Raw genomic sequence first — 23,788 nt, forward strand, 5'->3', positions numbered from 1 at the left:
GCGCAGCCCGGGTCAGAGCAACTCGCCCAGCAACTGCTCGATGCGGCGACGGATGTCGTCCCGGATCGGGCGCACCGCATCCGCCCCCTGCCCGGCCGGGTCGTCGAGCTTCCAGTCCTCGTAGCGCTTGCCGGGGAAGTAGGGGCACGCGTCGCCGCAGCCCATGGTGATGACGACGTCGGAGGCCTGCACCGCGTCATCCGTCAGCACCTTGGGCTGTTCGGCGGCGATGTCGATACCGAGTTCCGCCATCACCTCGACCGCGACGGGGTTGATCTGGTCGGCCGGCATCGAGCCTGCGGAGCGAACCTCGACGCGGTCGCCGGCCAGGTGCCGCAGGAAGCCCGCGGCCATCTGGGAGCGGCCCGCGTTGTGCACGCAGACGAAGAGAACGGAGGGCTTGGTCATTCGGATGCTCCAGTGTCGGTGAGAAGAGTGGTCAAGAGGTCGTTCACGCGCTCGGCAATATCGTCCCGGATGGCGGCGACACCCTCGGGCGAGGCGAGGGCCGGGTCGCCCACCGCCCAGTCCTCGTAGCGCACGCCCGGGATGATCGGGCAGACGTCGCCGCACCCCATCGTCACAACCACATCGGCCGCGCGCACGGCATCGTCGGTGATGGGTTTGGGAAAGTGAAGGTCGTTATCGCCGATCTCCGCCAGCAGCGGCTCCACATTCGGGTGGATCTCGGCCGCCGGTGCCGAGCCGGCCGAGCGGGCGATCACTCTCCCGCCGGAGAGTTGGTTCACGAGTGCGGCCGCGAGCTGCGAGCGGCCCGCATTGGCGACACACACGAACAGCACCTGGGGCACCCCGTTGTCGCGGTCCCGCGTGATGTCCATGAGGCGCTGCGTTGCGAAACGCTTGGTGAGCGACACCAGGTGGGTCGAGATGCGCGCCGAGCGGGCGAGGGATGCATACGACTCTCGCACCACTGCGGTGACGAGTTCCACGCTGAGGCTTGCGAAGCGCGCCTGGAGCATCGCCGCCAGGTGCGTCAGCGCCTCGTCCACGTCGTCGAGCCCGGCATATCCCCGGCGCTCCGGGTGCACGGCCGCCGGCGCAAAGGAGTCGAGCAGCGTCGTGACGGCGGGGCGGAGCTCAGGGGTGATGCGGTACCAGACCCAGGTTCCCCGGCGCTCGGAGGCCAGCACACCAACATCCTTCAGCACCCGCAGGTGGTGCGAGACGGTCGGCTGCGAGACATCCGCAAGCTCGGCCAGATCGCACACGCACGACTCGCCACGGGAGTCGGCGGCGATTGCCGAGAGCATGCGCAGGCGCAGCGGGTCGGCGAGCGCTTTCAGGGTGGCGGAGAGAGCGGATGCCGCGGGCTCCCCCATCGCATGGGTGGCGGCGGGCGCACACTCCGTGACGGTCATCGTGGTGCTCCTTCGACGGCGTAGGGGTCGGTGTGGAACCAGGAGCGCGCCGCCCAGAGCGACACGTACACGAGGCCGACGAGCACGGGAACCTCGATGAGCGGGCCGACGACCCCGGCGAGTGCCTGACCGGAGGTGGCGCCGAAGGTGCCGATCGCAACGGCGATGGCGAGCTCGAAGTTGTTGCCGGCGGCGGTGAAGGCCAAGGTCGTGGAGCGGGCGTACCCGAGTGCGAGCATCCGCCCGGTGAGGAGGCCCGCGAACCACATGACGGCGAAGTACACGAGCAGTGGCAGGGCGATGCGCGCAACGTCAAGAGGCTGGGATGTCACCTGCTCACCCTGCAGCGCGAAGAGCAGCACGATCGTGAAGAGAAGGCCGTAGAGCGCCCACGGACCGATGCGCGGAATGAACTTCTCCTCGTACCAGGCGCGGCCCTTGCGGCGCTCTCCGATGAAACGCGAGGCGAACCCCGCGGCGAGGGGCACTCCGAGGAAGATCAGCACGTTGACCGCGATCTCGCCGACCGAGATCTCAAGACCCTGGGTGTCGAGGCCGAGCCACGCGGGGAGGACCGTGAGGTAGAACCAACCGAGAAGCGAGAACGCCACCACCTGGAACACCGAGTTGATCGCGACCAACACGGCCGCGGCCTCCCGGTCGCCGCACGCGAGGTCGTTCCAGATGACGACCATCGCGATGCAGCGAGCGAGCCCCACGATGATGAGGCCCGTGCGGTACTCGGGCAGGTCGGGCAGGAAGATCCAGGCGAGCGCGAACATGAGCGCCGGCCCCGCGAGCCAGTTGAGCACGAGGGAGGAGATGAGCAGTCTCGTGTCGCCCGTGACCGCTGCGACCCGGTCGTAGCGCACCTTCGCCAGCACCGGGTACATCATCACCAGTAGTCCCAGTGCGATGGGCACCGAGATCCCGCCGACCTCGAGTCGGGCCAATACCTCCGAAACGCCGGGGACGAGGCGGCCCAGCGCGAGGCCGGCCACCATGGCCAAACCGATCCATAGCGGTAGCCAGCGGTCGAGCGTCGAGAGCCTGCGGGTGGTGGATGCCACGGGTGTGCGTTCGGCCGTCAGGTCCCCTTGCTTCGACATGGGTCTATATTGACGGATGTCGAAGCACGGGTCAATGGCTTGACCGAGAGCGGCCTGCGTCCGATCTGCAGTGGCGCGGGGGAGCAGCAACTGCCACCGCCAAAGTCGCCCGCTCCGCCACACACGCCCGTCTCGGGCAGCACCAACTCGTTCCGGGCAGCCGCCTCCCGATCTCCCGCGAGTTCGGCGACGACGCTGCGCACCTGCTCGTAGCCGGTCAGCGCAAGGAAGGTCGGGGCGCGGCCGTAGCTTTTGGCCCCCACGATGAAGAAGCCCTCCTCCGGCTGCCGAAGCTGCCGCGCGCCCGTCGCCGCGACCGTGCCACACGAGTGGATGTTGGGGTCGATCTCGTCGGCGATGCCCGCGACAGCCTCAAGGGCAGGGTCGAGCTGGATACGAAGGCCCGAGAGCATCCCCGTGTCGGGTCGGAAACCCGTGAGGGCGAAGAGGTGTGCCACGCCCTCGACAGCGCGGCCATCCCCGGCGATGACTGTGAGCGCGTCGGCCGCCCCGCGCAGCTCGGAAACCCTGAAACCCGTCTGGAGCGTTACGAGTCCCTCGTCGACGACCTTTTTGGCGCGAGCGCCGAGCGCGGCGCGCTCCGGGAGGCCATCGGCGTCCCCGCCGCCGAAGAGGTTCGCAGGCGTGCCTCGCCGCAGCATCCACGTCACGGTCGTGCCCGGCGCTCGGCGGGCGAGCTCCGCCAGGCGAAGCACCGTGTGGCTCGCAGAGTGCCCGGCGCCGACCACGGCAAGGTGGCGACCGGCGAACGCCGACAGGTCTTCCGGAATTCGATATGAGACCAGATCGCTCGCCGCCCTCTCCCCGAGAGCCGGGTAGCCGTCAGCGCCCGCTGGGTTGGGCTGGTGCCAGGTGCCGCTCGCATCGATGACCGCGCGGGCAAGCATCCGCAGCTCTTTGCCGTCGCCGTCGAGCGCGTGGAGCACGAAGGGCTGCCCGTCGCGCCCATCGTCGACGACCCTGTCGCGCCCGAGGCGAGAGATGCCCGTGACGGTCGTGCCGTAGCGGATGCTGTCACCGAGCGCCTCGGCGAGGGGCGCGAGGTAGTCGCGCACCCAGTCGGCGCCGGTCGGGTAACCGCTCTGGGGAGCCGCCCACCCGCGCGCCTCGAGCAGGCGCCTGGCCGCGGCATCCGTCAGCTCGGGCCAGGCAGAGAAGAGGCGCACGTGCCCCCACTCGGCCACGGCGGCCGCCGGGCCCTGCCCGCGCTCCAGTACAATTGCGTCAAGGCCGCGCTCGCGTAGGTGGGCAGCTGCGGCGAGACCCTGAGGGCCAGCGCCGACGACGACAACGGGAAGCTCCGACATCATGTCTCCTCCAATTGACGGATTTCGATGTGACGAGACTCCCGCATCTATCGAAAAATGTCAATGCGTGGCAGAATCGTGGTGTGAGCCTGCCGACCACCATCACCGCGGATGCCTCGTGCTGCAGCCCCAGCGTCACCTCCGCCATCACGGCCGACGAGGCCGAGCAGCTGGCGCGCGTGTTCAAGGCGCTGGGAGACCCCACCCGCGTGCGCCTGCTCTCCCTCATCGCGGGCGGTCAGGGCGGCGAGGCGTGCATCTGCGACCTCACCGAACCCGTGGGCCTCTCGCAGGGCACCGTCTCGCACCACATGAAGCTGCTCACCGAAGCCGGACTCGTGACCCGCGAGCAGCGTGGCAAGTGGGCCTACTTCGCGGTCGCGGAGGGTGCACTTGAGGCGGCGGCTACGGCGCTCCGCTCTGTGTAGGGGATAGAGCCGCGGCCTTCTTCCGAAGCACCGCGGCCTCCCGCTCGTTAGCGGTCAAGCCCGCCGCGGTGAGCAGCTCCGAACGGGCCTCCTCGGTGCGGCCCAACTGCGCGAGCAGTTCGCCCCGCACGCTCGGCAGCAGGTGCGAGCCGCGGAAGGCCGGCTCGTCGGCCAGGGCGTCCACGATTCTCAGTGCCGTGGCGGGACCTGTCGCCACCGAGACCGCGACCGCGCGATTCAGCTCGACGACGGGACTCGGGGCCGCCCTCCCCAGCGCCTCGTAGAGGATCACGATCTGCTCCCAGTCCGTCTCCTCGACGCTCGGCGCGACGGCGTGGCACTGGGCGATGGCCGCCTGGAGCGCGTAGCTGCCGCGACCGCGAGCCGCAGCATCCGCCCGCTTCAGGGCCTCGACACCGCGAGCGATCTGGGCGCGATCCCAGCGGGCGCGATCCTGATCAGCGAGAAGCACGGGGGAACCATCGGATGCGACGCGCGCGGCGAAGCGCGACGCTTGGAACTCCATAAGCGCAACGAGTGCGTGCGCCTCGGGCTCGCGCGGGACCAAGCCCGCCAGCACGCGGCCGAGCCGCAACGCCTCGCGGGCTAGATCCTCGCGAATCCAGCGGTCACCGCTCGTCGCCGCGTAACCCTCCGTGAAAAGGAGGTAGACGACGCCGAGCACCCCGGCGAGGCGGGCGGGCCACTCCGCAGGTTCGGGCGTCTCGAAAGGCACGTGCGCCGCCGCGAGGGTCTTCTTCGCCCGCGTGATGCGAGCCTGCACCGTCGCGACCGGCACCAGCAGCATCCGCGCGATCTCCTCCGTCGTGAGACCGCTCACCACCCTCAGCGTGAGGGCGACCTGCGACTCGCGCGAGAGCACCGGATGGCACGCCGTGAAGACGAGCCGCAGCACGTCGTCGTCGATCGGCTCCCACGCGGCATCCGTCGTCTCGTCGAGGTCGTGCGCGATCGCCCGGTAGCGCTCGTCAAGGGCGTCCCGGCGCCGCCAGGCATCGATCGCGCGACGCTTTGCGACCGCCGTCAACCACGCGCCCGGATTCCGCGGGACCCCCGCCCGCGGCCACTGCTCGAGCGCCTCGACGAGCGCCTCCTGTGCGAGATCCTCCGCAAGGCCGACGTCGCCCGTCACCTTCGCGAGCGTCGCGACGATGCGCGCGCTCTCGATGCGCCAGACGGCGTCGACCAAGCGGTGGATGTCGCGGCTCATGTCACGCCTGGCTCTTCTTGGCCAGCTCCTCGCGCCAGCCCTCCTCCTTCTGGATGTACTCGTTGTCGGAGTAGTCGGCGAAGTCGGACTCGTCGGTCATGCGGCGCACCTCGATCTTGTTGCCAGGGCCGAGCGGCGCCCGGCTGGCCCACTCGATCGCCTCCTCACGGGTGGCGACCTCGAGCGTCCAGAAGCCGTTGAAGAGCTCGTGCACCTCGCCGTAGGGGCCGTCGGAGACGATGGGTGCCTCGGCGGTGAACTCGACGACGGCGCCCTGCGCGGCATCCGTCAGCCCCTCGCCACCGAGCAGCACGCCCGCCTTCATCATCGACTCGTTGTAGGCGCCCATCGCGTTGATGACGGCCTCGAAGTCCATGTCTTCGAAGTTCGTCTCAGAGCCGCTGTTGCGCATGATCAGCATGTACTTCGCCATTGTTCGTACTCCCTATGTCGGTGGGGCCGATTGCCCCTCTCACTATTGCGTCGAACGGGGCGAAGCGAAATCGACACGGGGGTGGAAATTTTGTGCTGCGGTTTTTGATGCAGTTTTCGGGCGACGCGCCGGTGAGTGACGGGCCTGCATGGCGTGGCGCGACGAAAGTGCATCAGAAATCGCAGGCCGCGCGGCTGGGCACCGGGCAGGCGGCGGGCGAGGACAACGCGCGAGTGGACGAAAATGCGTCTTCCTGGGCCCTCGCGGCGAGCTGGTAGACGCATTTGCGTCCACTCGACGAGGAGCACGGCAAGGCTGCCGGCGGATGCTCGGGCGCAAGCACGCCTCGCGCGTCAGGCCCCGCGCGCCCTGTGCAGGGCCGCGAGCAGCTCCGGCCCGCGACGCTCGAGCAGCGCGCCGCCCAGACGGATGCCGACCACCATGAGGGCGCAGCCGAGCAGGATGCCGAGCACGAGCGTGATGACCCCGAGCAGCGTGTTCCCCGTCGTGATAGCGACAACACCGAGCACAACCTCGGGGAGCGCCAACGCGAACACGATGGCCCAGGTGGCGAGCATCCGCAGTTGGGCGCCGACGGTCGAACCCGCCGGGGTCTTGAAGGGGCTCTCGCCCGCCGCCGGCACGGGCATGAGGAAGCGGGCGGAGGCGATGCTCGACACCCCGAAGCCCGTGAACAGCAGACCGAAGCCGATGCCGAGGGTTGCGGGGATCGCGTCAGCGCTGTCCAGGTACAGGAGCGGCAGGATCGTCGCGAGCGCGACCGCCGGCACCGAGATGATCGCGAGGGTAATGACGCGACCCGCACGGTCGGCGGCTCCGCTCACGCCCGTCGCGAGGTGGGCGGCGAAGGCGGTGCCGTCGTAGGAGACCTCGGCGCACAGGGTGATTGCGAGAGTTGCGGCGACGAAGGGGCCCAGCACTGCGAGCATCCACGTCGATTCGGTCACGGCAAGGAAGACCGCGATGACGGCGATGAGCGGCAGCACGACAAGCGAGCCGCCGTAGCGGGGGTCGCGCAGCCAGTAGACGGCGGCACGCGCCGCGACCGCACCGGTCGGCGTGCCGGGGAAGATCGCGAACATGCCGAGCCCCTTCGAGCGCGCGTGACTCGCGGATGCTGTCGGCGGCGACACGAGGAGGCGTGCGAGACTGCGCCACCACAGCAGCGCCAGCACGCCGATCGTCGCGAGCGCGATGGCGAACTTGGCGAGAGCCTCGAGGGGGCGCCCCAGCGCCAGATCGCCCGGGATGGACCAGACGGCACCGAGGGGCGTCCACGAGATCACTCGGGCGATCGTCGGCAACTCCTCGGCGAGAGCGGCGAGGGAACTGCCGGCGAAGATGATGATGGGCCCCGCGAGGATGACGGGGATGAAGACGATGACGCCCATGACCTCGCGGTAGCGGCGCCCTGCCGCGAGCGCCGCACCGACTGACTCGAAGGCGCGCGAGGCGGCGACGCACGTGACGACTCCGAGCACGGCGGCAATGGGAGCCGCGAGGAGCGCGATGGGAGAGCCGAACCAGCTGAGCGTCGTGGAGAGCGCGCCGACGAGGGTGACGATACCGGGGATGCCGAGCATCCCCACCACCAGCAGGGCGACGAGCAGGCGCTGCGGCGGGATGGGGAAGCCGCGGAGCTTGCTGACGCTGAGCGACTGGTCCATGCCGCGCAACACGATCGGCAGCACCACCCAGCCGAGCACGGTGACGGCGCCCGCAAGCACCGCGACCGTCCACGCGACGCGCGGTTCCGCGAAGGAGAGAGCCGCCATCCCTGCGACGACTCCCACGAGCGCCATGAACCCGAAGCCGGCGCCGAGCACGACCGAGACGAGGGTCCACGGATTGCGCATCAGCCCGTTCGCGAGGAGGCGGAACCTCAGCCTCAGGAGGTGTGCAACCACGCCGGCCCCTCGCTGTGGCGGCGGCCGCCGACGAGTTCCACGAAGCGGTCCTCGAGCGAGGACCCGGCCCGCACCTCCTCCGTCGTGCCCGCCGCGAGCACGCGGCCGGCGCCGATGACGGCGACGTGATCGCACATCCGCTGCACGAGGTCCATCGAGTGGCTCGAGACGATGACGGTGCCGCCGCCGCGCACGAACTGCTCAAGGATGTCACGGATGTTCGCCGCCGATACGGGATCGACCGACTCGAAAGGCTCGTCGAGCACAAGGAGGCGGGGGGCGTGCACGAGGGCGCACGCGAGGGCGATCTTCTTGGTCATGCCGGCCGAGTAGTCGACGACGAGGGTGCCGCCCGTGCCCTGCAGGTCGAGGAGCTCGAGCAGGTCGGCGGTGCGCTGCACGACGGTGGCGCGGTCCATCCCGTGGAGGAGCCCGTGATAGGTCACGAGCTGTTCTCCCGTGAGCCGGTCGAAGAGTTCGACCCCGTCGCTCAGCACGCCCACGAGGGACTTGACCTTGACGGGCTCGCGCCACACGTCGGTTCCGAGCACCGTGATGGTGCCGGCATCCGGGCGCAGGAGCCCCGTCGCCATCGACAGTGTTGTCGTCTTGCCCGCGCCGTTCGGCCCGACGAGGCCGTAGAAGGAGCCCGTCGGCACCGTGAGGCCCAGGCCGTCGACCGCGCGCTTGGCGCCGAAGGACTTGCGCAGGCCCTCGATGTGGAGGGCGGGCGGGCCACTCGGCGCGGCTGGGGGAGGCGTGGGGACCCCGGGCTCTGCGGTGGATTCGGGCGCCAGGTCCGTCATGCCACCACAGTAGTCCGGCTCGCGGTGTCAGCCGGTGAACCATTCCTTCTCCCCGCGGTGAGCGCCGTGACCGAGCATCCTCTGAATGTTGCGCGCCGGGGGCGGGCCTAGCATGTGGACGGCCCGGGTAGAACGAGAGGAGAGCACGTGCCAACCCGCTCCGCGCAGCAAAGCCGCGCCCTCGCGCAGACGTTCGGCGGCCTCCTCGGCGTTCCCCTGCGATGCTGGCTGCTGCTCTGGGCGCTCTATGTGCTGCTCGCCCGAGCGGTGGGACCGGCCGCGGGTGCCCTGCTTGACGCGGCACTCGCCCAAGCGAGGATCCCTGCCCTCACACCGGAGGCCCTGCCAGCGCTCCTCGCGGTGCCGGAGTCATGGCCTGCTGCCGCCGCGGCGCTTCTCCTGGCCTGCGGTGGCGCCCTCCTCTGGACCGCCACGATCCTCACGGTCGCCGCGGAGCCATCCCGCGACCCCCGCCGCATCGCCCGAGGCGCGCTTGCAACGATCCGCACCTGGAGGTGGCGGCGGTCCCTGCTCTTCATCCTCCCGATCACCTTCCTCTCCCCGATCCTTCGGGTGCCCGTCTTCGCCCCCGTGACACGAGACATCGCCCTGCCGCCCTTCATCGGCCGCGAGTTCCTGAAGACGCCGCACACGGGCGCGCTCTGGGTGCTCGGCCTCACGGCCGTCGCCCTCGCCGTGTTCGCCTCCCTCGTCATCTTGGCTCGGGGGCGCGACCCTCTCGGCGGGCCCCGGCGCTGGTTGCGAGACCACTGGCGCATGACCTTGGTCGTCGCCGCGATCGCACTCTTCGCGCGGGTGGTTCCGCCGGATGCCGGCATCCTCACCGACGCCCTCATGGTGATCGCCGCCGTCGCGGCGGGCCTCGCCCTCGTCGGCACCCTGCGCGCCGCTCCCCCGTCCCCGCAGCGGCATCGCACCTCGCCCGCCGTCGCCGCCGCGTCCTTCACGGCGGTCGTCGCGCTCAGCACGGGAGCATCCGTCGTCACCCCCTACGTCGCTGCCGACGGCCACGAGCCTGAGCAGGAGGACGCCCTCGTCATCGCCCACCGAGGCTTCGTCAGCGGCGGGCCCGAGAACACGATCCTCGGCCTCGAGGCAGCAGCGCCGCACGAGCCGGACTTCGTCGAGGTCGACGTCATGCAGACCGGCGACGGCGGGATCGTGGCGAGCCACGACAGCAATCTCGCCGTGCTCGCCGGCGTGCCGCGGAACGTCTACGAGATGACGACCGACGAGGTGACGAGCACGATCATCGAGATGCACGGCCAGCGCGATGCGATTCCGACCATGACCGACTACGTGCTTCGGGCGAAGCAACTGGGTCTGCCGCTGCTGATCGAGTTGAAGCTCACCGGGCACGAGGTCGGTGACTTCCCCACCCAGGTCATCGAGGAGCTCGAGGAGATCGACGGTCTCGAGGGCAACATGTTCCACTCCCTCGACCCCGCCACCGTGCGGGAGCTGGAACGCGAGCACCCCGAGCTCGACACCGGGCTCACGATTGCCATGCTCCAGGGCGAGTTGCCCGACATCGACTGCGACTTCCTGGTCATCGAACAGTCGTCGATCACCCCTGAGATGGTGCAGGCCGCCCACGCGCGGGACATGCCGCTCTACGCGTGGACGGTGAACGACGAGAATGCCATGCGTTCGCTCCTCGACCTCGGAGTCGACGGCATCGTGACCGACAACCTCGAGGCATCCGCCCTCAGCCCTGCTGGCTAGCCCGCCCGCACCTCGAAGGGAGCGGCAAGGAGCATAAACTACTCCTCCGGCAGCACCGCCACGAGGTCGCACTGCATGAGTGAGCCGCCGTCGAGCTGCGCCGCCATCGCCTGACGGGCGGGGCGACTCGCGGCGTCCGGGAACATCGCCAGCCACTCGCGGTTGAGCGCGTCGCGGTCGCGGTAGTCGGCCAACCAGAACGTCATCTTCACGATGTCGTCGGTGCTGCCGCCCGCTGCCTCCATCAGTTCGGCGACGTGGGCGAAGACGTTGGCGCACTGCTCATCGAGCGTCGACGGCATCTCGCCCCCAGCAGTGCGACCCGTCAGCACGCCCGAGTAGAGGAACGGGCCAATCCTGCTCGCCGCCGGGATGGGGTTGCTGTGACTGAAGCCGGGAAGGTAGATGCTCTGCCTGCGGGGCGGCATGTCAGGCCTCCGCGACGACGCGATTCTCGATCGCGCCGAGACCGTCGATCTCGGCCCGGACGACATCGCCCACCTTGAGCCAGTTGCCCGTGGGGGCGGCGATACCGGCGGGCGTTCCCGTCGCCAGGATGTCGCCGGGCATGAGCGTCATGACCTGGGTGAGGTACGCGATCTGCTCGTAGATGTCGTAGATCATGTCGTCGGTCTTGTGGCTCTGGCGAACCTCGCCGTTGACCGTGAGCTGCATGCTCAGGTTGAGCGGGTCGGCGATCTCGTCGTCCGTCGTCAGCCACGGCCCGATGGGGCCGTGCGTGTCAAAGGACTTGCCGAGCGTGAACGTGGGGGAGCGCTTCTGCAGCCAGTCTCGCACCGAGACATCATTCGTCACGAGGTAACCGGCGATGACCGAGCGGGCGTTCTCCACAGAGACGTGGCGGCACTTCTGGCCGATCACGACCCCCAGCTCGATCTCGTAGTCCAGCTCCTCCGAGACACTCGGCTTCACGATGTCGTCGAAGGGCCCGCCGATGCAGGAGACCTGCTTGTTGAACCAGAGCTGGTTGCTCGGGATGGGGATGCCCGCCTGGGCCGCCTCCTCCGCGTGCTTCGCGTAGTTCATGCCGATGCCGAGGTACTTCTGCGGGCTGTCAATGGGCGCCTCGAGCACGACGTCAGCGAGCGCGTGGCTCGCGCCATCGGCGGAGACGACTGCCTCCTTTAGGGAGGGCAGCACCGGCAGGATCGCGCGAAGCGATGTGCCGACGCCGGGGACGTCGGAGATGTCGGTGACGCGGTCGCCGTCGACACGGCCGAGACGGGAGACGCCGTCTCCGGCGTGGAAGCGAGCGATCTTCATGGGGATTCCTTAGTGGCTCTGAAAGGGGGTGAGTTGGAAGTTGACGAAGCGCCAACCGTCGGCAGAGCGGTGCAGCACCTGGGTCGCCATCCCGTCGAGCGTCCGCTCGTCACCGGGTGCACCCTCAGGCTGACGCATCCGGTTCGTCAGGCGCCCCGTGAGGATTGCCACATCGCCGATCACGCGCACCTGGAGGTCTTCCCTCGTGATGTCGATGAACGAGCGGCGACGCTCGATGTGCTCGAGCAGCTCGGCCTTGTTTTGCGTGAGGCCTGGCGCATGGATGTGCACGAGGCTGTCGTCGAAGATCGCGTCGAGCTCGGCCATGTCCACGTCGATGAGCGCGCGGCGCCGGCGCTCCTCAAGCGCGAGCACCTGCTCCCTGATCTCGGCGTCGGCGTGCTGCACCGCGCTCATACGATCCCTCGGTAGGAACCGCCATCGAGCTGCAGGTTCTGCCCGGACACGTAGCCGGACTGCGCGCTGCAGAGGAAGGCGCAGGCATCGCCGAACTCCTCCGGGCGGCCGAGCCTGCCTGCCGCGATCGTCGACGCGATGCGGCGGCGGGCCTCGTCGCGGTCGATCCCCTGAGCCGCCATCATCCGCTCGGCCATGAAGTCCTGCCGGGGAGTGTCGAAACGCTCGGGCAGCAGGTTGTTGACCGTCACATTGTCGGCGACGACGTCGTTGCTGATCGACTTGCTGATCGCCGTGAGGGCGGCGCGGGCGGAGGTCGAGAGACCCATGTCGTAGGCCGGACTCTTGACCATCGCCGACGTGATGTTGACGATGCGCCCGAAGCGCCGCTCGCGCATCCCCGGGATGTAGGCCCGCATGAGCTCGACGGCGGGAATCATGTTGGCGCGTAGAGCGCCGATGAGCGCATCCGGGTCCCAGTCGTCGAGGCATCCCGGCGCAGGACCCGCATTGTTGGTCACGAGGATGTCGACGGCGGGGACAGCCGCGACGATCGCGGCGATGCCCTCGCTGGTCGTGAGGTCTGCGGCGACCCAATCGACGCGCGACTCGGGAACCTCGCCGCGGAGCTGCTCCACCGCCGCCGCGAGCTTCACCTCGTCACGCCCGTTGAGGGTGACCGCGACGCCCTCGCGGGCAAGCGAGCGGGCGCACGCATAACCGAGGCCCTGCGAGGATGCAGCGACAAAGGCCCTGCGCCCCATGAGTCCGAGATCCATTACTTCGTCTCCCCCCAAGTGCGGTAGCCCGTCGCCTCGCCGGCCTCGAAGCCGGGCCGCGGCTGGCCGACGAGCGCGTGGTACTTGCTGAAGATCTCGTCGGCCTCGGCGAGCGGCAGCACCTTCTCGATGTCGTCGAAGGGCTTGCCCTCCGTGCGCTCGGCGACCATCCGGCGGATGACCTCGTAGCCCTCGCCACGCATGTTGTCGACGATGCGGTTGACCGGCACCCGCCGCTCGTCGTCGTACGCCTTGAACGCCTCGTGCGGGTCGTCGACCTCCGCGAGCTTCTCCGCGATGACACGCGCGTCCACGATGGCCTGGCACACGCCGTTGCCGCCGCGCGGGTACATGGCGTGGGCAGCATCGCCCAGCAGCACGACCCGGCCGTCGACCCAGTTGTCGAGCGGGTAGTGGCGGATGAGCGGGAAGAGGTACACCTCGCGGGCGTCTCGCATGAGCTGCTGCACATCGAAGTAGTCGATGTCGACCGTGTCGTAGAGCGGGATGACGTCGTCGATCGAGCCGAGCTGGTTCCAGTCCTCGATCGTCTCTTCGGCCTCGACCTCGACGACCCAGTTGATCAGCTGCTTGCCGCTGCCCTCGAAGTTGTCGGCGATGGGGTAGATGATCATGGTCGAGATGCGCGGGTCGCCGATGTGCAGGATGGTGTGCCCGTTGCGGATCGGCTCGCGCAGGGTCGTGCCGCGGTACATCGTGATGCCCGAGTACTCGGGTTCGGCGAGCTCCGGATGCATCTGCTTGCGGATGGGCGACTTGATGCCGTCGACCGCGATGACGGCCTCGTGCGTCACCCGCTCGCTGCGCCCGTCGGCGTGGACGATGTCGAGCGTGACGCTGTCAGCATCCTGCGTGTAGCCCGTCACCCGGTGACCGAGCTTGACGGCGTCCTCGCCGAGACGCTCGATCACGGCGCGGTAGAACATCATCTGCAGTTCGCCGCGGTGCACGAAGCGCTGCTCGTGCAGGTAGCCCATGTGCACGCCACACTTCTCGGCGTAGATCTCCTGGCCATAGTGGTTGTAGAAGATCGAGTCGACCGCGTCGACCGACATGGCACGGAATTCGTCGAGCAGGCCGAGCTCCTCGATCTCCTTCGTGCCGTAGACCTTGATGTCGACGCCGACACCGAGCGGCTTGAGCTCCTGAACGGTTTCGTAGATGGTCGGGCGGAAGCCCTTCTGGTGCAGGCGCAACGCCGTGCCCAGACCGCCGGGGCCGGCTCCGATGATGGCGATGTCAAGCATGTGGTGCTCCTTCTGTACTGGGGAAAAGCTCTGCAAGAAAACGTTCTGTCGCCTGCCACGAGCGCTTCGCACTACGGGGGTTGTAGGCGATGACGGCGGGGTTCGGCGAGTGGGCCGACTTCGGGTTGGTGAAGGCGTGCACGGTGTCGCTGTAGAGATCGAGCTCCCAGTCGATGCCGGCACCGCTCAGGCCCGCCTGGAGCTCGGCACGCATCGCATCCGTCGCCATGGGATCCTCGGCACCCGTGCAGATGAGCACGCTGGCGGATGCTGTGGCCGCCTCCCAGCCGGGGGCGAGCAGGTCAAGGCCGGCGTGCACGGCGACGACACCGCGCAGTCTGCCGCCCGTGCGCAGGTGCTCGAGCGCGCTGGAGCCGCCGAAGCAGTAGCCGATGGCCACGATCGAGTCGGCATCGACCTCCGGCTGAGCTTCGAACGCCTCATGCGCCGCGCGGATGCGGGCGAGCCAGCGCGGGCGGTCACCCACCATCGCCCCGATGAGCGGGCCGATCTCCGGCTCGCTCGTCGGAGTCGTGCGCTCGCCCCACACGTCAGCGGCGAACACGGCGAAGCCGAGGCCGGCGTAGCGCTCAGCCAGCTGCTTCATGTCGTCGCTGAGGCCGAAGGCGTCGTGAATGAGCAGGATGCCGGGTCGGCCCTGCGCCCCCTCCGGTGCGGAGAGGTACCCGATCATCCGGGTGCCGTCGTGACTGTATTCGATGTCGCGAGTGGTCATGCGCGTCCTCCCCTCAGCGGCGAGGACGCGACAGCCGTCAGCCGGTCTCGCCCCGCCGGAACCAATCCGTCATGAAGTCGAGAAACACCTTGACTCGCTCGGGCGTCTGACCGCCCGGGCCGTGCACCGCATACAGTGAGCGCGGTGGGGGCGGCAGCTGCGGCAGCACCTCGACGATCGCCCCGGACGCGAGAGCGGGCAGGGCCGGTCGGCGCGGGATGAGCGCGATGCCGCTGCCCGACTCGACCAGTTGCTCCATCACGAGATAGGCATTGGTGGCCACGATCGGATCGTGCACCTTCACCGTCACCTGCTCCTCGCCCATGCCCAAGCGCCAGACGGGGTCGCTCACATGACTGATAAGGGTGTGCTGCTGAAGGTCGGCAGGCGTCAAAGGCGTGCCCCGCTCCGCCAGATACTCCGGGGATGCCGCAAGCATGAACGGCAGCTCGGAGACCCGTCGCACTCTCACGCGGGAGTCCCGCGGGTCGCGCGCATGAAATGCCACGTCGAAGCCCCGATCGAGGAAGTCGTAGAGACGGTCTGAGATACCGCCCAGCTCCATGCGAACGCGAATGCGCGGATGCTCCTTCACGAAGGCCGCTATCGCCGCTCCCAGGTCGAGCGAGCCGATCCATTTGGGACAGATGACCGAGAGTTGCCCCTCCGCCGTGTGTTGCCTCCCGGCGAGCTGAGCGTCGGTGTCCTCGATCTCCTGGAGTATCCGCTCGACGAACGCCGCGTACTCGAAGCCCGCTGGCGTGAGTGTCACGGAGCGCGGCGTGCGATTGACGAGACGCACACCCACCTGGCTCTCCAGATCCGCCACATGGCGAGAGACAAGGGAGGGCGAGATTCCGAGTTCGGAGGCTGCTCCGCTGAATGTCGAGGATCGGGCGACCGCGGCGAGCGTCTTCATCACGACAAGACGGTCCACACCCACCCTCTCTCGAGCGTTCGTTGGCAGGACCCCCGGTCGACGTGACTGCCCTGTCCGCATGGAGCCTACTCTCTTGCGCGACCGACCTCATGTCCTGAGCCGCACTCATGCGGCGGGCGCCGTTCTGCTCGCCAGTCGATGCGCGCGGCGTTCTTCACGACCCGCGGGGTGCGCGGCGGGCGTCGCGTCGAGCAGGCGCTGCGTGTAGGCATTCTTCGGCGAGGCGAAAAGTTCCTCCGTCTCGGCCAGCTCCACGAGGCTGCCGTGATTCATGACCCCGACCCGGTGCGCGATGTGCCTGACGACACCGAGGTCGTGGGCGATGAAGAGGTAGCTGACCCCCGTGAGCTGCTGGAGGTCGGAGAGCAGGTTGATGATCTGGCTCTGCGTGGAGAGGTCGAGCGCGCTGACCGCCTCGTCGCAGACCACAAGCCGCGGTTCCAGCACGAGTGCGCGAGCGATCGCCACGCGCTGCTGCTGGCCACCCGAGAGCTCATTGGGGAAGCGGCCAAGGTGGTCGCCTGAGAGCCCCACCATCTCAAAGGCCGCAAGGGAGCGCTCGTGCAGTTCGCTCCGCTTCGTCACGCCATGGCGCCGCAAAGTCATCTCGATCGCATGCGACACCAGCTGGCGCGGGTTCAGCGAGGCGCTCGGGTCCTGGAACACCGCCTGCACCTGCTTGCGGTACGACAGCGGCGTCTGCTTGCCCCAGTCAGACAGATCCTGGCCGTCGAAGCGGATGCTGCCCTCAAGCACCGGGAGGAGCCGAAGGATCGCGCGTCCCGTCGTGCTCTTGCCAGAGCCGGACTCTCCGACGAGCCCCAGGGTCTCCCCCGGACGGATGTCAAAGCTCACGCCCTCGACTGCCTTGACGGTGCGCGTGCCGAACGGCCAGGTGCCGCGCGCTTCGTACCCCACAGCGAGGTTCCTCACCTCGAGAAGGGGGCGGTCGTTCATCGACACCGTCATCGCACTGCCTCCTTCTTTGCCTGGGCGTCAATCGACGCGTCGATCACAGCGCGCAACTCGGGGTCGATCGTCGCGAGCCGGTCCTGACCGACCGCATTGACCGGGTTGGCGGCGAGAAGCGCCGCCGTGTAGGGATGCTCCGGGTTGTCGAAGAGCTTTTCGACGCCGGCCGTCTCCACGACTCGCCCGCGATACATGACGGCCGCGCGATCGCAGGTCTCCGCCACGACGCCCAGGCTGTGGGTGATCATGAGCACGCCCATGCCGAACTCGTCCCTGAGATCCAGGATGAGGTCGAGCACCTGGCTCTGCGTCGTCACGTCCAGCGCACTCGTCGCCTCGTCGGCGATGAGCAACTCGGGCTCCGCCGCCAGCGCCATCGCGATCGCGACGCGCTGGGCCATTCCCCCCGAGAACTGATGGGGGTAGTCGTCGAGCCGACCCGCGGCGTTCTTGACACCCACGCGTTCGAGTAGCTCGACAGCCCGCGCACGGGCCGCCGGGCGCGACATCCCCTTGTGGATACGCAGGGGCTCGATGAGCTGAGCGCCAATGGTGTGCACGGGCGAGAGTGCGGACATCGGATCCTGGAAGACCGCGCCCAGACGGTCGCCTCGGATGTGCCGCAGCTCCTTGGCCGAGCGGTGGGAGATCTCCTCCCCCGCCAGTGTGATGGTGCCGTCGGCCAACCAGGTGCCGGCCGGAAGCATCCCGAGCACGGCGCGCGCGAAGGTCGACTTGCCCGAGCCGGACTCACCCAGGAGGCCCACGACCTCACCCTTGCCCACCGAGACGCTCACGCCCGAAACCAGGTTCACCTGCTCCCCGGAGGGACGGTTCAGAGCGACCGTGACATCGCGCGCCTCGAGCACAAGGGCCTGCGAGGTCGCGCCGGTCGCAGCATCCGCCGTCTGGGTCGCCCGCGATGCCGCAGTCGAGAGGGCCGCCCGTGGGGCACCCCCGCGGATGCGAGGCGCATTGCGCCGCTTCTCGCCCGTCAGGGCGTCGTTGAGACCGTCGCCGAAGACGTTGAACGCGAGCACCGTGAGGATGATCGCGATGCCAGGAGGCCACGTCAGGTAGGGAGCGACGTTCTGCTTCTCCACGGCGAGGCTGAGCATGGCGCCCCAGGAGGGCGTGTCGCTGTCAAGGCCGATGCCGAGGAAGCTCATCGCCGACTCGATCATGATGGCCGAGCCGAGGAACACGGCGGCCTGCGTGATCATGGGGCCGATGAGGTTGGGGAACACCTGGCCGAAGATGATCTGCGGCTTGCGCAGACCGGCGACCTCGGCCGCCTCGACGTAGAGCTTGCCACGCTCGCCGAGCACTGTCGCCCTCGTGACGCGGGCGAAGGCTGAAGCGAAGATCAAGCCGATCGCGATCATCAGAATGAAGATGTTGCGTCCGAAGATCGTGATGACGGTGAGGCCGATCAGCATGCCGGGCAGCGCCTGCGCCATATCGATGAAGCGCATACCGATGCGGTCCCACCAGCCGCCGTAGAAGCCGAAGACGAGACCGAGCGGCACGCCCAGCACGGCGGCGACCACGACGGCGCCGAGGGCGACGAGCAGCACGATCTGGGTGCCGAAGAGGAGGCGGCTGAACTGGTCGCGCCCCAGATCGTCGGTGCCGAGCAGATGCTCAGCCGACGGCGGCTGTAGGACGCTGTCGAAGTCGGAGGCCGTCGGGTCGAGCGGCGCGAGCCAGGGCGCGGTGACCGCGACGACGGCGAGCAGCACGATGAACCCGAAGGAGATCAGGGTGGCCGGCTGCCGACGCACGCGGGCGAGAATGCGGCCCAGATTCGTGCTGCGCTGGGGAGGTGCCGCCTCGACGGAGTGGAAGTTGCTGGTGAATGTCTCGCTCATTGGGGCCGCGATTTCGGGTTGATGAGTCCGTAGGAGATGTCGAGGATCAGGTTGACGAGGATGATCATGGTCGCGATGAGCAGCACGCCGCCCTGCACGACGGCGAAGTCCTTGCCCGTCACGCTGCGAAGCATGAGGCTCCCGATTCCGGGGAAGGCGAACACCTTCTCGATTGCGAAACTCGCGCCGAGCATGATGCTCACGACGATGCCGGTCGCCGACAGCACGGGCACGAGCGCGTTCTTGAAGGCATAGGTGAAGATGACCTTGCGGCGCGAGACGCCAGCCGCCATCAGCGAATCGACGTAGCGGGCGGCCATCGCCTCCGCCATGGCGGTGCGGGTCTGCCGTGCGATGAGAGCGGCGCCCGCGATGCCGAGGGCTATGGAGGGCAGGATGATCCCCTGTAGCCAGCGGGCCGGATCGACCTGGATGGGCACGTATGAGACGACGGGCACCAACCGCAGCTGCACCGCGAAGACGAGCACGAGCACGATGCCGATCCAGAACTCCGGCACGGCCATAGTGAACGAGGACATCCCCGTGGCGATGCGGTCGCGGAGAGAGCCCGCCTTGGTGCCGCCGATCAGGCCGAGACCGAGACCGATGATGACCGTGACCACCATGCCACCGGCCATGAGGGAAATCGTGGCGGGAAGACGCTCCGCGAAGAGCTCCGTGACAGGGCGGGCGGAGACGTAGGAGGTTCCGAAGTCGCCCTGGAACGCTCCCACGTAATAGTCCACCAGTCGGTCGAAGAAGGGGCGATCGAGCCCCAGCTGCGCCTCGACTCGGGCGATGCTCTCCGGTGTCGCCGCAGCGCCCAGCACCGCCGCGGCAGGACTGCCCGGCACCAGGTAGGTGAGAAGGAACACGAAGAACGAGAGGAGGAGCAGCTGGGGGACCGCCAGGGCGAGGCGGGAGAGAATGAGCTTCAGCATCGGCTATCGGCCGCCTCTCCCGACCCGCCCTGGGGTGTAGTGGTGATTGTCATTGCTGGGTTTCGTTACCGGTGGTGCGTGTATTGCGGATTACTGAGCGGGCGTGAGCTCGCGGAAGTTGACGAGCTTGGGCTCCCAGAGCTCATCGGGGGCGTCGACTCCGGACACGGTTTCGGTGTTCCAGGCGAGCGTCTCCAGGCCGCGAGCGTGAGCGCAGGTCAGCGCCTCGTCCGCGATGATCTTCGTCACCTCGGCCCAGAGTGCGTCCGCCTCTTCGCTGGAGCCGGCCGCGATCGCGGCGTCAGCAGCGGCACGGAGCTCGTCGCTCTCGACGCCGGCGGGGTTGCCAGGGGCATCCGCTGCAAACCAGGCGCTGTACCACTCGAAGGGAGTCGACTCGTCGTTGCTCGACAGGCCGAGCGCGTAGCGGCCGGAGTTCCACTCGCTGTTGTACTGGGGCGGGGGGAGGGTCTGCACGCTCACGTTGAAGTCACCCAGTTCGCTCGCCTGAGTCATGAAGATCTCGATCTGCTGAGCGTTGTAGGGCGCCGCCACCATGTCGAGCTGCACGCTCGGGCTGCCCGCCTCGGCGTAGAGGTCCTGTGCCTCGTCGAGGTCGTGCGGGTAACCGGTGATGTCGGGGTTGTAGCCGACCTCACCCTCGGCGAAGTGCTGCTTCGCCGCCAGGATGTCCGACTCGATCTCGGCGAGCTGCTGCACGTTGATCGCGGTGCAGACGGCCTGACGCAGCTCCACGTCTTCGAAGACGCCACCGGGGCCGCGGTCGAAGAAGAAGAGGTTGTTGCGGATGGCGGGGTACTGAAGCGTCTCGATGCTGGTGCCCTCGAAGCGCGGCAACACATCGGGCTCGACATCGCTGACGTCGATCTCCCCGCTCGTGAGGGCCGCCGCCACCGACTCCGCCTCCTCGATCGCGACGAGCTCGATGTTCGCAAAGCCGGGCGTCTCGCCCCAGTAGTCCTCGAACTCGGAGAAGATCATGCGGGTGCCGAGCACCGACTGCTCCTCGTCGTAGGCCCAAGGCGAGGTGCCGACGGGCGTCTGCGCGATGGAGCCGTCCTCGATCGCGGCGGGGCTGCCGATCGGCAGAACGCGCGTCGTGAGCGTGTTCGCGATCGACGGCGTCGGCGCCACGAGGTTCAGACGCACCGTGAATTCGTCAACCACGTCGACGGACTCGATGGCCTGGAGCGGGCCCGCGTAGGCGGTGGCGCTGTTCTTAACGAACTCCACGTTGGTCGCGACCGCCTCCGCATTGAAGGGCTCGCCGTCGTGGAAGGTCACGTCGTCGCGCAGGGTAAGGGTGATGGCCTCGTCAGTCAGCTCGTACTCCGTTGCGAGGAAGGGCTGCGGCTCGCCGTCGACGGCGGGTGCCAGCAGGGTCTCGTACGGAATGCGGAGCGGGCCGCCCTCCATCTCCTGGCCCGGAGACCAGTTCTCGGGGAACTGACCGAAGTTGACGCGGAGAGTCGCGTCGGAGTCAGCCGGCTCGGGGGACTGCTCGCCCGCGGAGCAGCCCGCGAGGAGAAGGCCCGCGAGGGCCAGCGGGACGGTGGATCTGACTAGTGCTGCTTTTTTCTGCATGTACGCCTCCTTGCGTCATGGCGGGACTCGCCGAACGTCATCGTCGGGTCTTGGTACGCCCTCACGCTAGCCAGACGGATGCCTCGGGCGCATGTCGATCGCTGCAACATAACTGTGCACGGGAGTGTGCATGCCTCCGTAGGCCCTCACCCTAGGGTTGTTCGCGGACGTCGCCGTCCTCAGCGAGAGAACAGGAATCCGACAATGACCGTCGTTGATATCAACATCCATCACCTGCCCGAGGACCTCTTCACGAACGAGAAGATCCTGAACGGCTTCCTCAACAGCGCACCGCGCGGCTTCGGCGAGATCGCCAGCGTCATCACCATGGAGAGCGGCAAGAAGCAGCTCATCCTCGAAAAGCCCAAGGGCTACCAGAACCTCAACTACATCGAGGGCGACTACTCCGCGGAGTCCAAGCTCGCCGCCATGGACGAGGCGGGTGTCGACTACGGCATCATGCGTGTGCCCGTCTGGCAGGAGTGGCTCGGCCTCGAGACGTGCAAGGCCGTCAATGACAACGCCGCCGAGATCGTGAAGAAGTCGAACGGCCGCCTCTTCGCCACCGCGTGCGTTCCCCCGTGGGGCGGCAAGGAGAACATCTACGAGCTCGAGCGCGCGGTCAAGGAGCTCGGCGCCGTGGGCGTGCAGCTCGCCTGCCACTACGGCCAGCTCTACCTCGACGACGAGGTCTTCGAGCCCTACCTCAAGGTGATCGAGAAGCTCGACGTCCCCGTCATCGTGCACCACACGCCGCTGCCCGTCGAATACAAGTCGGTCATCGACTACACGAACCTGCGTCGCGAGTACGGCCGCATCATGGACCAGGGCGTCGCCGTCGGTCGCGAGCTCTTCAGTGGCATGTTCGACCGGATGCCCGGCCTGCGCTTCATCCACACCATGATGGGCGGCAACTGGTTCGCCAACACCGCGCTCCTCACCCCGCACGCGACCACCAAGACAGAGGCGATGCAGCGGCTCGACCCGACCGGTGGCGAGAAGATCAAGCAGTACCTCGAGGAGAACATCTACTACGACATGACCCACCCGCACTCGTGGGGCAAGGTGCAGGTCGAGGCGGCGCTCAAGATCAACGGCGCGGACCACTACATGTTCGGCTCCTCGTTCCCCGTCTTCTACAGCTGGATGAGCCAGGGCGTGGAGTTCATCAAGAACGAGCTCGAGATCAGCGACGCCGACCGCGAGGCAGTGCTCTACGGCAACGCCAAGCGCATGTTCAACCTCCCCATCTAGCACCGCCGCACATGAGCAACGACGCCGACATCGATGGCTACTTCTCTTCCGCCCGGGTGACCGGGCGGGAGGGGGCCATCGAGCTTCCGACCCACAATTACCGCGCCCACCTCATCGACCTGGACGACCCCAAGCTCGCGGAAAGCCGTGGCATGGACTTCGAGGAGTTCGCGGAGGACCGCCAGAAGGCCCCCTTCTTGCGCGAGCTGCTCGACTACTGGGACGGCCTGTACCGGGAGCCCTTCGTCGGGGTCACGAGTGACGGCTCGGTGCGTGAGGGCGTTCACCCGTTGCATCCGACCGCCCCTGACCCCGACCTGGTCGCGGCCGCCGAGCGGATGCTGTCGCTCCTGAGCGACGAACAGCGGGAGCAGGTCTCGTACCCGCTCGACGCCCCCGAGTGGCGCGCGTGGAGCAACCCCGAATTCGTCGTCTACAGGGTGGGACTGCGCCTTGAGACGCTGCCGGATGAGATCGTCGACGCCGCGCTCGCGATCGTGCGCGCCTCGCTCAGCCCCGAGGGCTACGAGCGTGTGCACGAGGCGATGGCGCTCAACGGCTTCCTCGGCGAACTCGTCGACCTGCCGCGCATCATGAACGACCGCAGCTACTGGTTCTCGATCTTCGGCACGCCGTCAACGGACGACCCGTGGGGCTGGCAGCTCTTCGGGCACCACGTCGCGCTCAACTTCGTGACGGTCGCCGGCCGCCACGTCATCGCGCCCGTCTTCCTCGGCGCCGAGCCCGCGCTCTCCGACGGCGAGCGCCCGCCGCTCTTCGAGAAGCGCGAGAACATCGCGCTCGAGCTGGCCCAGTCGTTCAGTGACGAGCAGCGCGAGGTCGCCGTCGTGTACGACTCCGTGCTCGACCCCGCGATGCCGGAAGGCCGACTGCACCCCGCGGACGAGCGGCACGTGGCGGGAGCCTTCCGCGACAACCGTGTCATCCCCTACGAGGGGATCCGGGCGGATGCCCTCACGGAGCGTCAGCGCGAGCTGCTGCGCGCGATCGTGGAAGACACGCTGCTCCTGCTCGTCGAGCCGCAGCGCGAGGCAACCCTCCGCGACGTGGACGCGCACCTCGAGGAGACCTACTTCTCCTGGTACGGCGGCACGGATGGCACGCAGCCCTTCTACTTCCGCGTGCACAGCCCCGTCATCATCACGGAGCTCGACCACCACGCGGGCGTGTGGCTCAACAACCGCCTCCCGGCGCGCTTCCACGTGCACACGACCCTGCGCCTGCCCAACGGCAACGACTACGGCAAGGCGTACCTGGCGCAGCTCTAGCCCGCGGGTTGAGTAGCGCGCGCCGCCCGCCGCACCTCCGA

At 68.2% G+C, this 23,788-nt stretch carries 23 protein-coding genes; 4 read left to right on the plus strand and 19 right to left on the minus strand.

The genetic code is table 11. The features are described from left to right. Window positions 1–12: 12 nt before the first annotated feature. Genes OH146_RS07675 through OH146_RS07690 form a run of 4 tightly spaced genes read right to left on the minus strand, consistent with a single transcriptional unit; the run spans window position 13 to window position 3,822 of the window. Window positions 13–408 carry an arsenate reductase ArsC gene (locus tag OH146_RS07675; protein WP_265159113.1) on the minus strand — a complete coding sequence of 132 codons (396 nt, stop codon included), beginning with the start codon at window positions 406–408 and terminating at the stop codon, window positions 13–15. Further along, window positions 405–1,382 carry a metalloregulator ArsR/SmtB family transcription factor gene (locus OH146_RS07680; RefSeq protein WP_265159115.1) on the minus strand — a complete coding sequence of 326 codons (978 nt, stop codon included), beginning with the start codon at window positions 1,380–1,382 and terminating at the stop codon, window positions 405–407. Before OH146_RS07680 ends, OH146_RS07675 begins: the two co-directional genes overlap by 4 nt. Continuing rightward, window positions 1,379–2,491 carry an ACR3 family arsenite efflux transporter gene (arsB, locus tag OH146_RS07685; RefSeq protein ID WP_265159117.1) on the minus strand — a complete coding sequence of 371 codons (1,113 nt, stop codon included), beginning with the start codon at window positions 2,489–2,491 and terminating at the stop codon, window positions 1,379–1,381. Before arsB ends, OH146_RS07680 begins: the two co-directional genes overlap by 4 nt. After that, window positions 2,470–3,822 (minus strand): lysine N(6)-hydroxylase/L-ornithine N(5)-oxygenase family protein, encoded by a 1,353-nt coding sequence (locus tag OH146_RS07690; RefSeq protein WP_265159119.1) that lies wholly within the window; start codon window positions 3,820–3,822, stop codon window positions 2,470–2,472. Before OH146_RS07690 ends, arsB begins: the two co-directional genes overlap by 22 nt. 80 nt (window positions 3,823–3,902) lie before the next feature. Between OH146_RS07690 and OH146_RS07695 the strand changes: the two genes are divergently transcribed. After that, window positions 3,903–4,247, plus strand: coding sequence for an ArsR/SmtB family transcription factor (locus OH146_RS07695; protein WP_265159121.1), 345 nt, complete (start codon window positions 3,903–3,905; stop codon window positions 4,245–4,247). Here OH146_RS07695 and OH146_RS07700 read toward each other — a convergent pair. The 4 genes from OH146_RS07700 to OH146_RS07715 all read right to left on the minus strand — a co-directional run bounded on the left by OH146_RS07700 (window position 4,225) and on the right by OH146_RS07715 (window position 8,645). Continuing rightward, entirely contained in the window at window positions 4,225–5,478 is a 1,254-nt protein-coding gene (locus OH146_RS07700; protein WP_265159123.1) for an RNA polymerase sigma factor, read from the minus strand. The two genes, OH146_RS07695 and OH146_RS07700, sit on opposite strands and share 23 nt — an antisense overlap. Before the next feature lies 1 nt (window position 5,479). Next, the gene (locus OH146_RS07705) at window positions 5,480–5,911 is read right to left on the minus strand and encodes a YciI family protein (RefSeq protein WP_265159125.1); all 432 of its coding nucleotides are present in this window, start codon (window positions 5,909–5,911) and stop codon (window positions 5,480–5,482) included. A gap of 353 nt (window positions 5,912–6,264) precedes the next feature. After that, on the minus strand, window positions 6,265–7,839 hold the full coding sequence (locus OH146_RS07710) for a transporter (RefSeq protein WP_265159127.1): 1,575 nt from the start codon (window positions 7,837–7,839) through the stop codon (window positions 6,265–6,267). Further along, window positions 7,821–8,645, minus strand: coding sequence for an ABC transporter ATP-binding protein (locus tag OH146_RS07715; RefSeq protein WP_265159129.1), 825 nt, complete (start codon window positions 8,643–8,645; stop codon window positions 7,821–7,823). The genes OH146_RS07710 and OH146_RS07715 overlap by 19 nt, the downstream gene beginning before the upstream one ends. Window positions 8,646–8,792: 147 nt before the next feature. Here OH146_RS07715 and OH146_RS13935 point away from each other — a divergent pair, with 147 nt between their 5' ends. Then, window positions 8,793–10,391 (plus strand): glycerophosphodiester phosphodiesterase family protein, encoded by a 1,599-nt coding sequence (locus OH146_RS13935; RefSeq protein WP_265159131.1) that lies wholly within the window; start codon window positions 8,793–8,795, stop codon window positions 10,389–10,391. 38 nt (window positions 10,392–10,429) lie between these two features. Here OH146_RS13935 and OH146_RS07725 read toward each other — a convergent pair whose 3' ends face one another. The 11 genes from OH146_RS07725 to OH146_RS07775 all read right to left on the minus strand — a co-directional run bounded on the left by OH146_RS07725 (window position 10,430) and on the right by OH146_RS07775 (window position 21,204). Beyond that, a complete protein-coding gene (locus tag OH146_RS07725; RefSeq protein ID WP_265159133.1) occupies window positions 10,430–10,819 on the minus strand; it encodes a RidA family protein in 390 nt (129 codons plus the stop codon). A gap of 1 nt (window position 10,820) precedes the next feature. Then, a complete protein-coding gene (locus OH146_RS07730; RefSeq protein ID WP_265159135.1) occupies window positions 10,821–11,675 on the minus strand; it encodes a fumarylacetoacetate hydrolase family protein in 855 nt (284 codons plus the stop codon). A gap of 9 nt (window positions 11,676–11,684) precedes the next feature. Beyond that, window positions 11,685–12,092 (minus strand): nuclear transport factor 2 family protein, encoded by a 408-nt coding sequence (locus OH146_RS07735; RefSeq protein ID WP_265159137.1) that lies wholly within the window; start codon window positions 12,090–12,092, stop codon window positions 11,685–11,687. Then, window positions 12,089–12,871, minus strand: coding sequence for an SDR family oxidoreductase (locus OH146_RS07740; RefSeq protein ID WP_265159139.1), 783 nt, complete (start codon window positions 12,869–12,871; stop codon window positions 12,089–12,091). Before OH146_RS07740 ends, OH146_RS07735 begins: the two co-directional genes overlap by 4 nt. Further along, a complete protein-coding gene (locus OH146_RS07745; RefSeq protein WP_265159141.1) occupies window positions 12,871–14,139 on the minus strand; it encodes an FAD-dependent monooxygenase in 1,269 nt (422 codons plus the stop codon). Before OH146_RS07745 ends, OH146_RS07740 begins: the two co-directional genes overlap by 1 nt. After that, window positions 14,132–14,875, minus strand: a complete 744-nt coding sequence (locus tag OH146_RS07750) for a dienelactone hydrolase family protein (protein WP_265159142.1) — start codon at window positions 14,873–14,875, stop codon at window positions 14,132–14,134. The genes OH146_RS07745 and OH146_RS07750 overlap by 8 nt, the downstream gene beginning before the upstream one ends. 37 nt (window positions 14,876–14,912) lie before the next feature. Further along, a complete protein-coding gene (locus OH146_RS07755) occupies window positions 14,913–15,794 on the minus strand; it encodes a LysR family transcriptional regulator (protein WP_265160702.1) in 882 nt (293 codons plus the stop codon). 126 nt (window positions 15,795–15,920) lie between these two features. Further along, complete coding sequence (locus OH146_RS07760; RefSeq protein ID WP_265159144.1) at window positions 15,921–16,784, minus strand: ATP-binding cassette domain-containing protein; 864 nt, start codon at window positions 16,782–16,784, stop codon at window positions 15,921–15,923. Further along, window positions 16,781–18,658, minus strand: a complete 1,878-nt coding sequence (locus OH146_RS07765) for a dipeptide/oligopeptide/nickel ABC transporter permease/ATP-binding protein (protein ID WP_265159146.1) — start codon at window positions 18,656–18,658, stop codon at window positions 16,781–16,783. Before OH146_RS07765 ends, OH146_RS07760 begins: the two co-directional genes overlap by 4 nt. Further along, on the minus strand, window positions 18,655–19,599 hold the full coding sequence (locus OH146_RS07770) for an ABC transporter permease (RefSeq protein ID WP_265159148.1): 945 nt from the start codon (window positions 19,597–19,599) through the stop codon (window positions 18,655–18,657). The genes OH146_RS07765 and OH146_RS07770 overlap by 4 nt, the downstream gene beginning before the upstream one ends. 90 nt (window positions 19,600–19,689) lie before the next feature. After that, window positions 19,690–21,204: an ABC transporter substrate-binding protein gene (locus OH146_RS07775; RefSeq protein ID WP_265159150.1), complete on the minus strand. Its 1,515-nt coding sequence runs from the start codon at window positions 21,202–21,204 to the stop codon at window positions 19,690–19,692. A gap of 204 nt (window positions 21,205–21,408) precedes the next feature. Here OH146_RS07775 and OH146_RS07780 point away from each other — a divergent pair, with 204 nt between their 5' ends. After that, entirely contained in the window at window positions 21,409–22,458 is a 1,050-nt protein-coding gene (locus OH146_RS07780; RefSeq protein ID WP_265159152.1) for an amidohydrolase family protein, read from the plus strand. Window positions 22,459–22,469: 11 nt separating this feature from the next. After that, entirely contained in the window at window positions 22,470–23,747 is a 1,278-nt protein-coding gene (locus OH146_RS07785) for a DUF3500 domain-containing protein (RefSeq protein ID WP_265159154.1), read from the plus strand. Window positions 23,748–23,788 lie beyond the last annotated feature (41 nt).

It is taken from the genome of Homoserinimonas sedimenticola (genome assembly GCF_026094475.1).
Lineage (GTDB): Bacteria > Actinomycetota > Actinomycetes > Actinomycetales > Microbacteriaceae > Homoserinimonas > Homoserinimonas sedimenticola.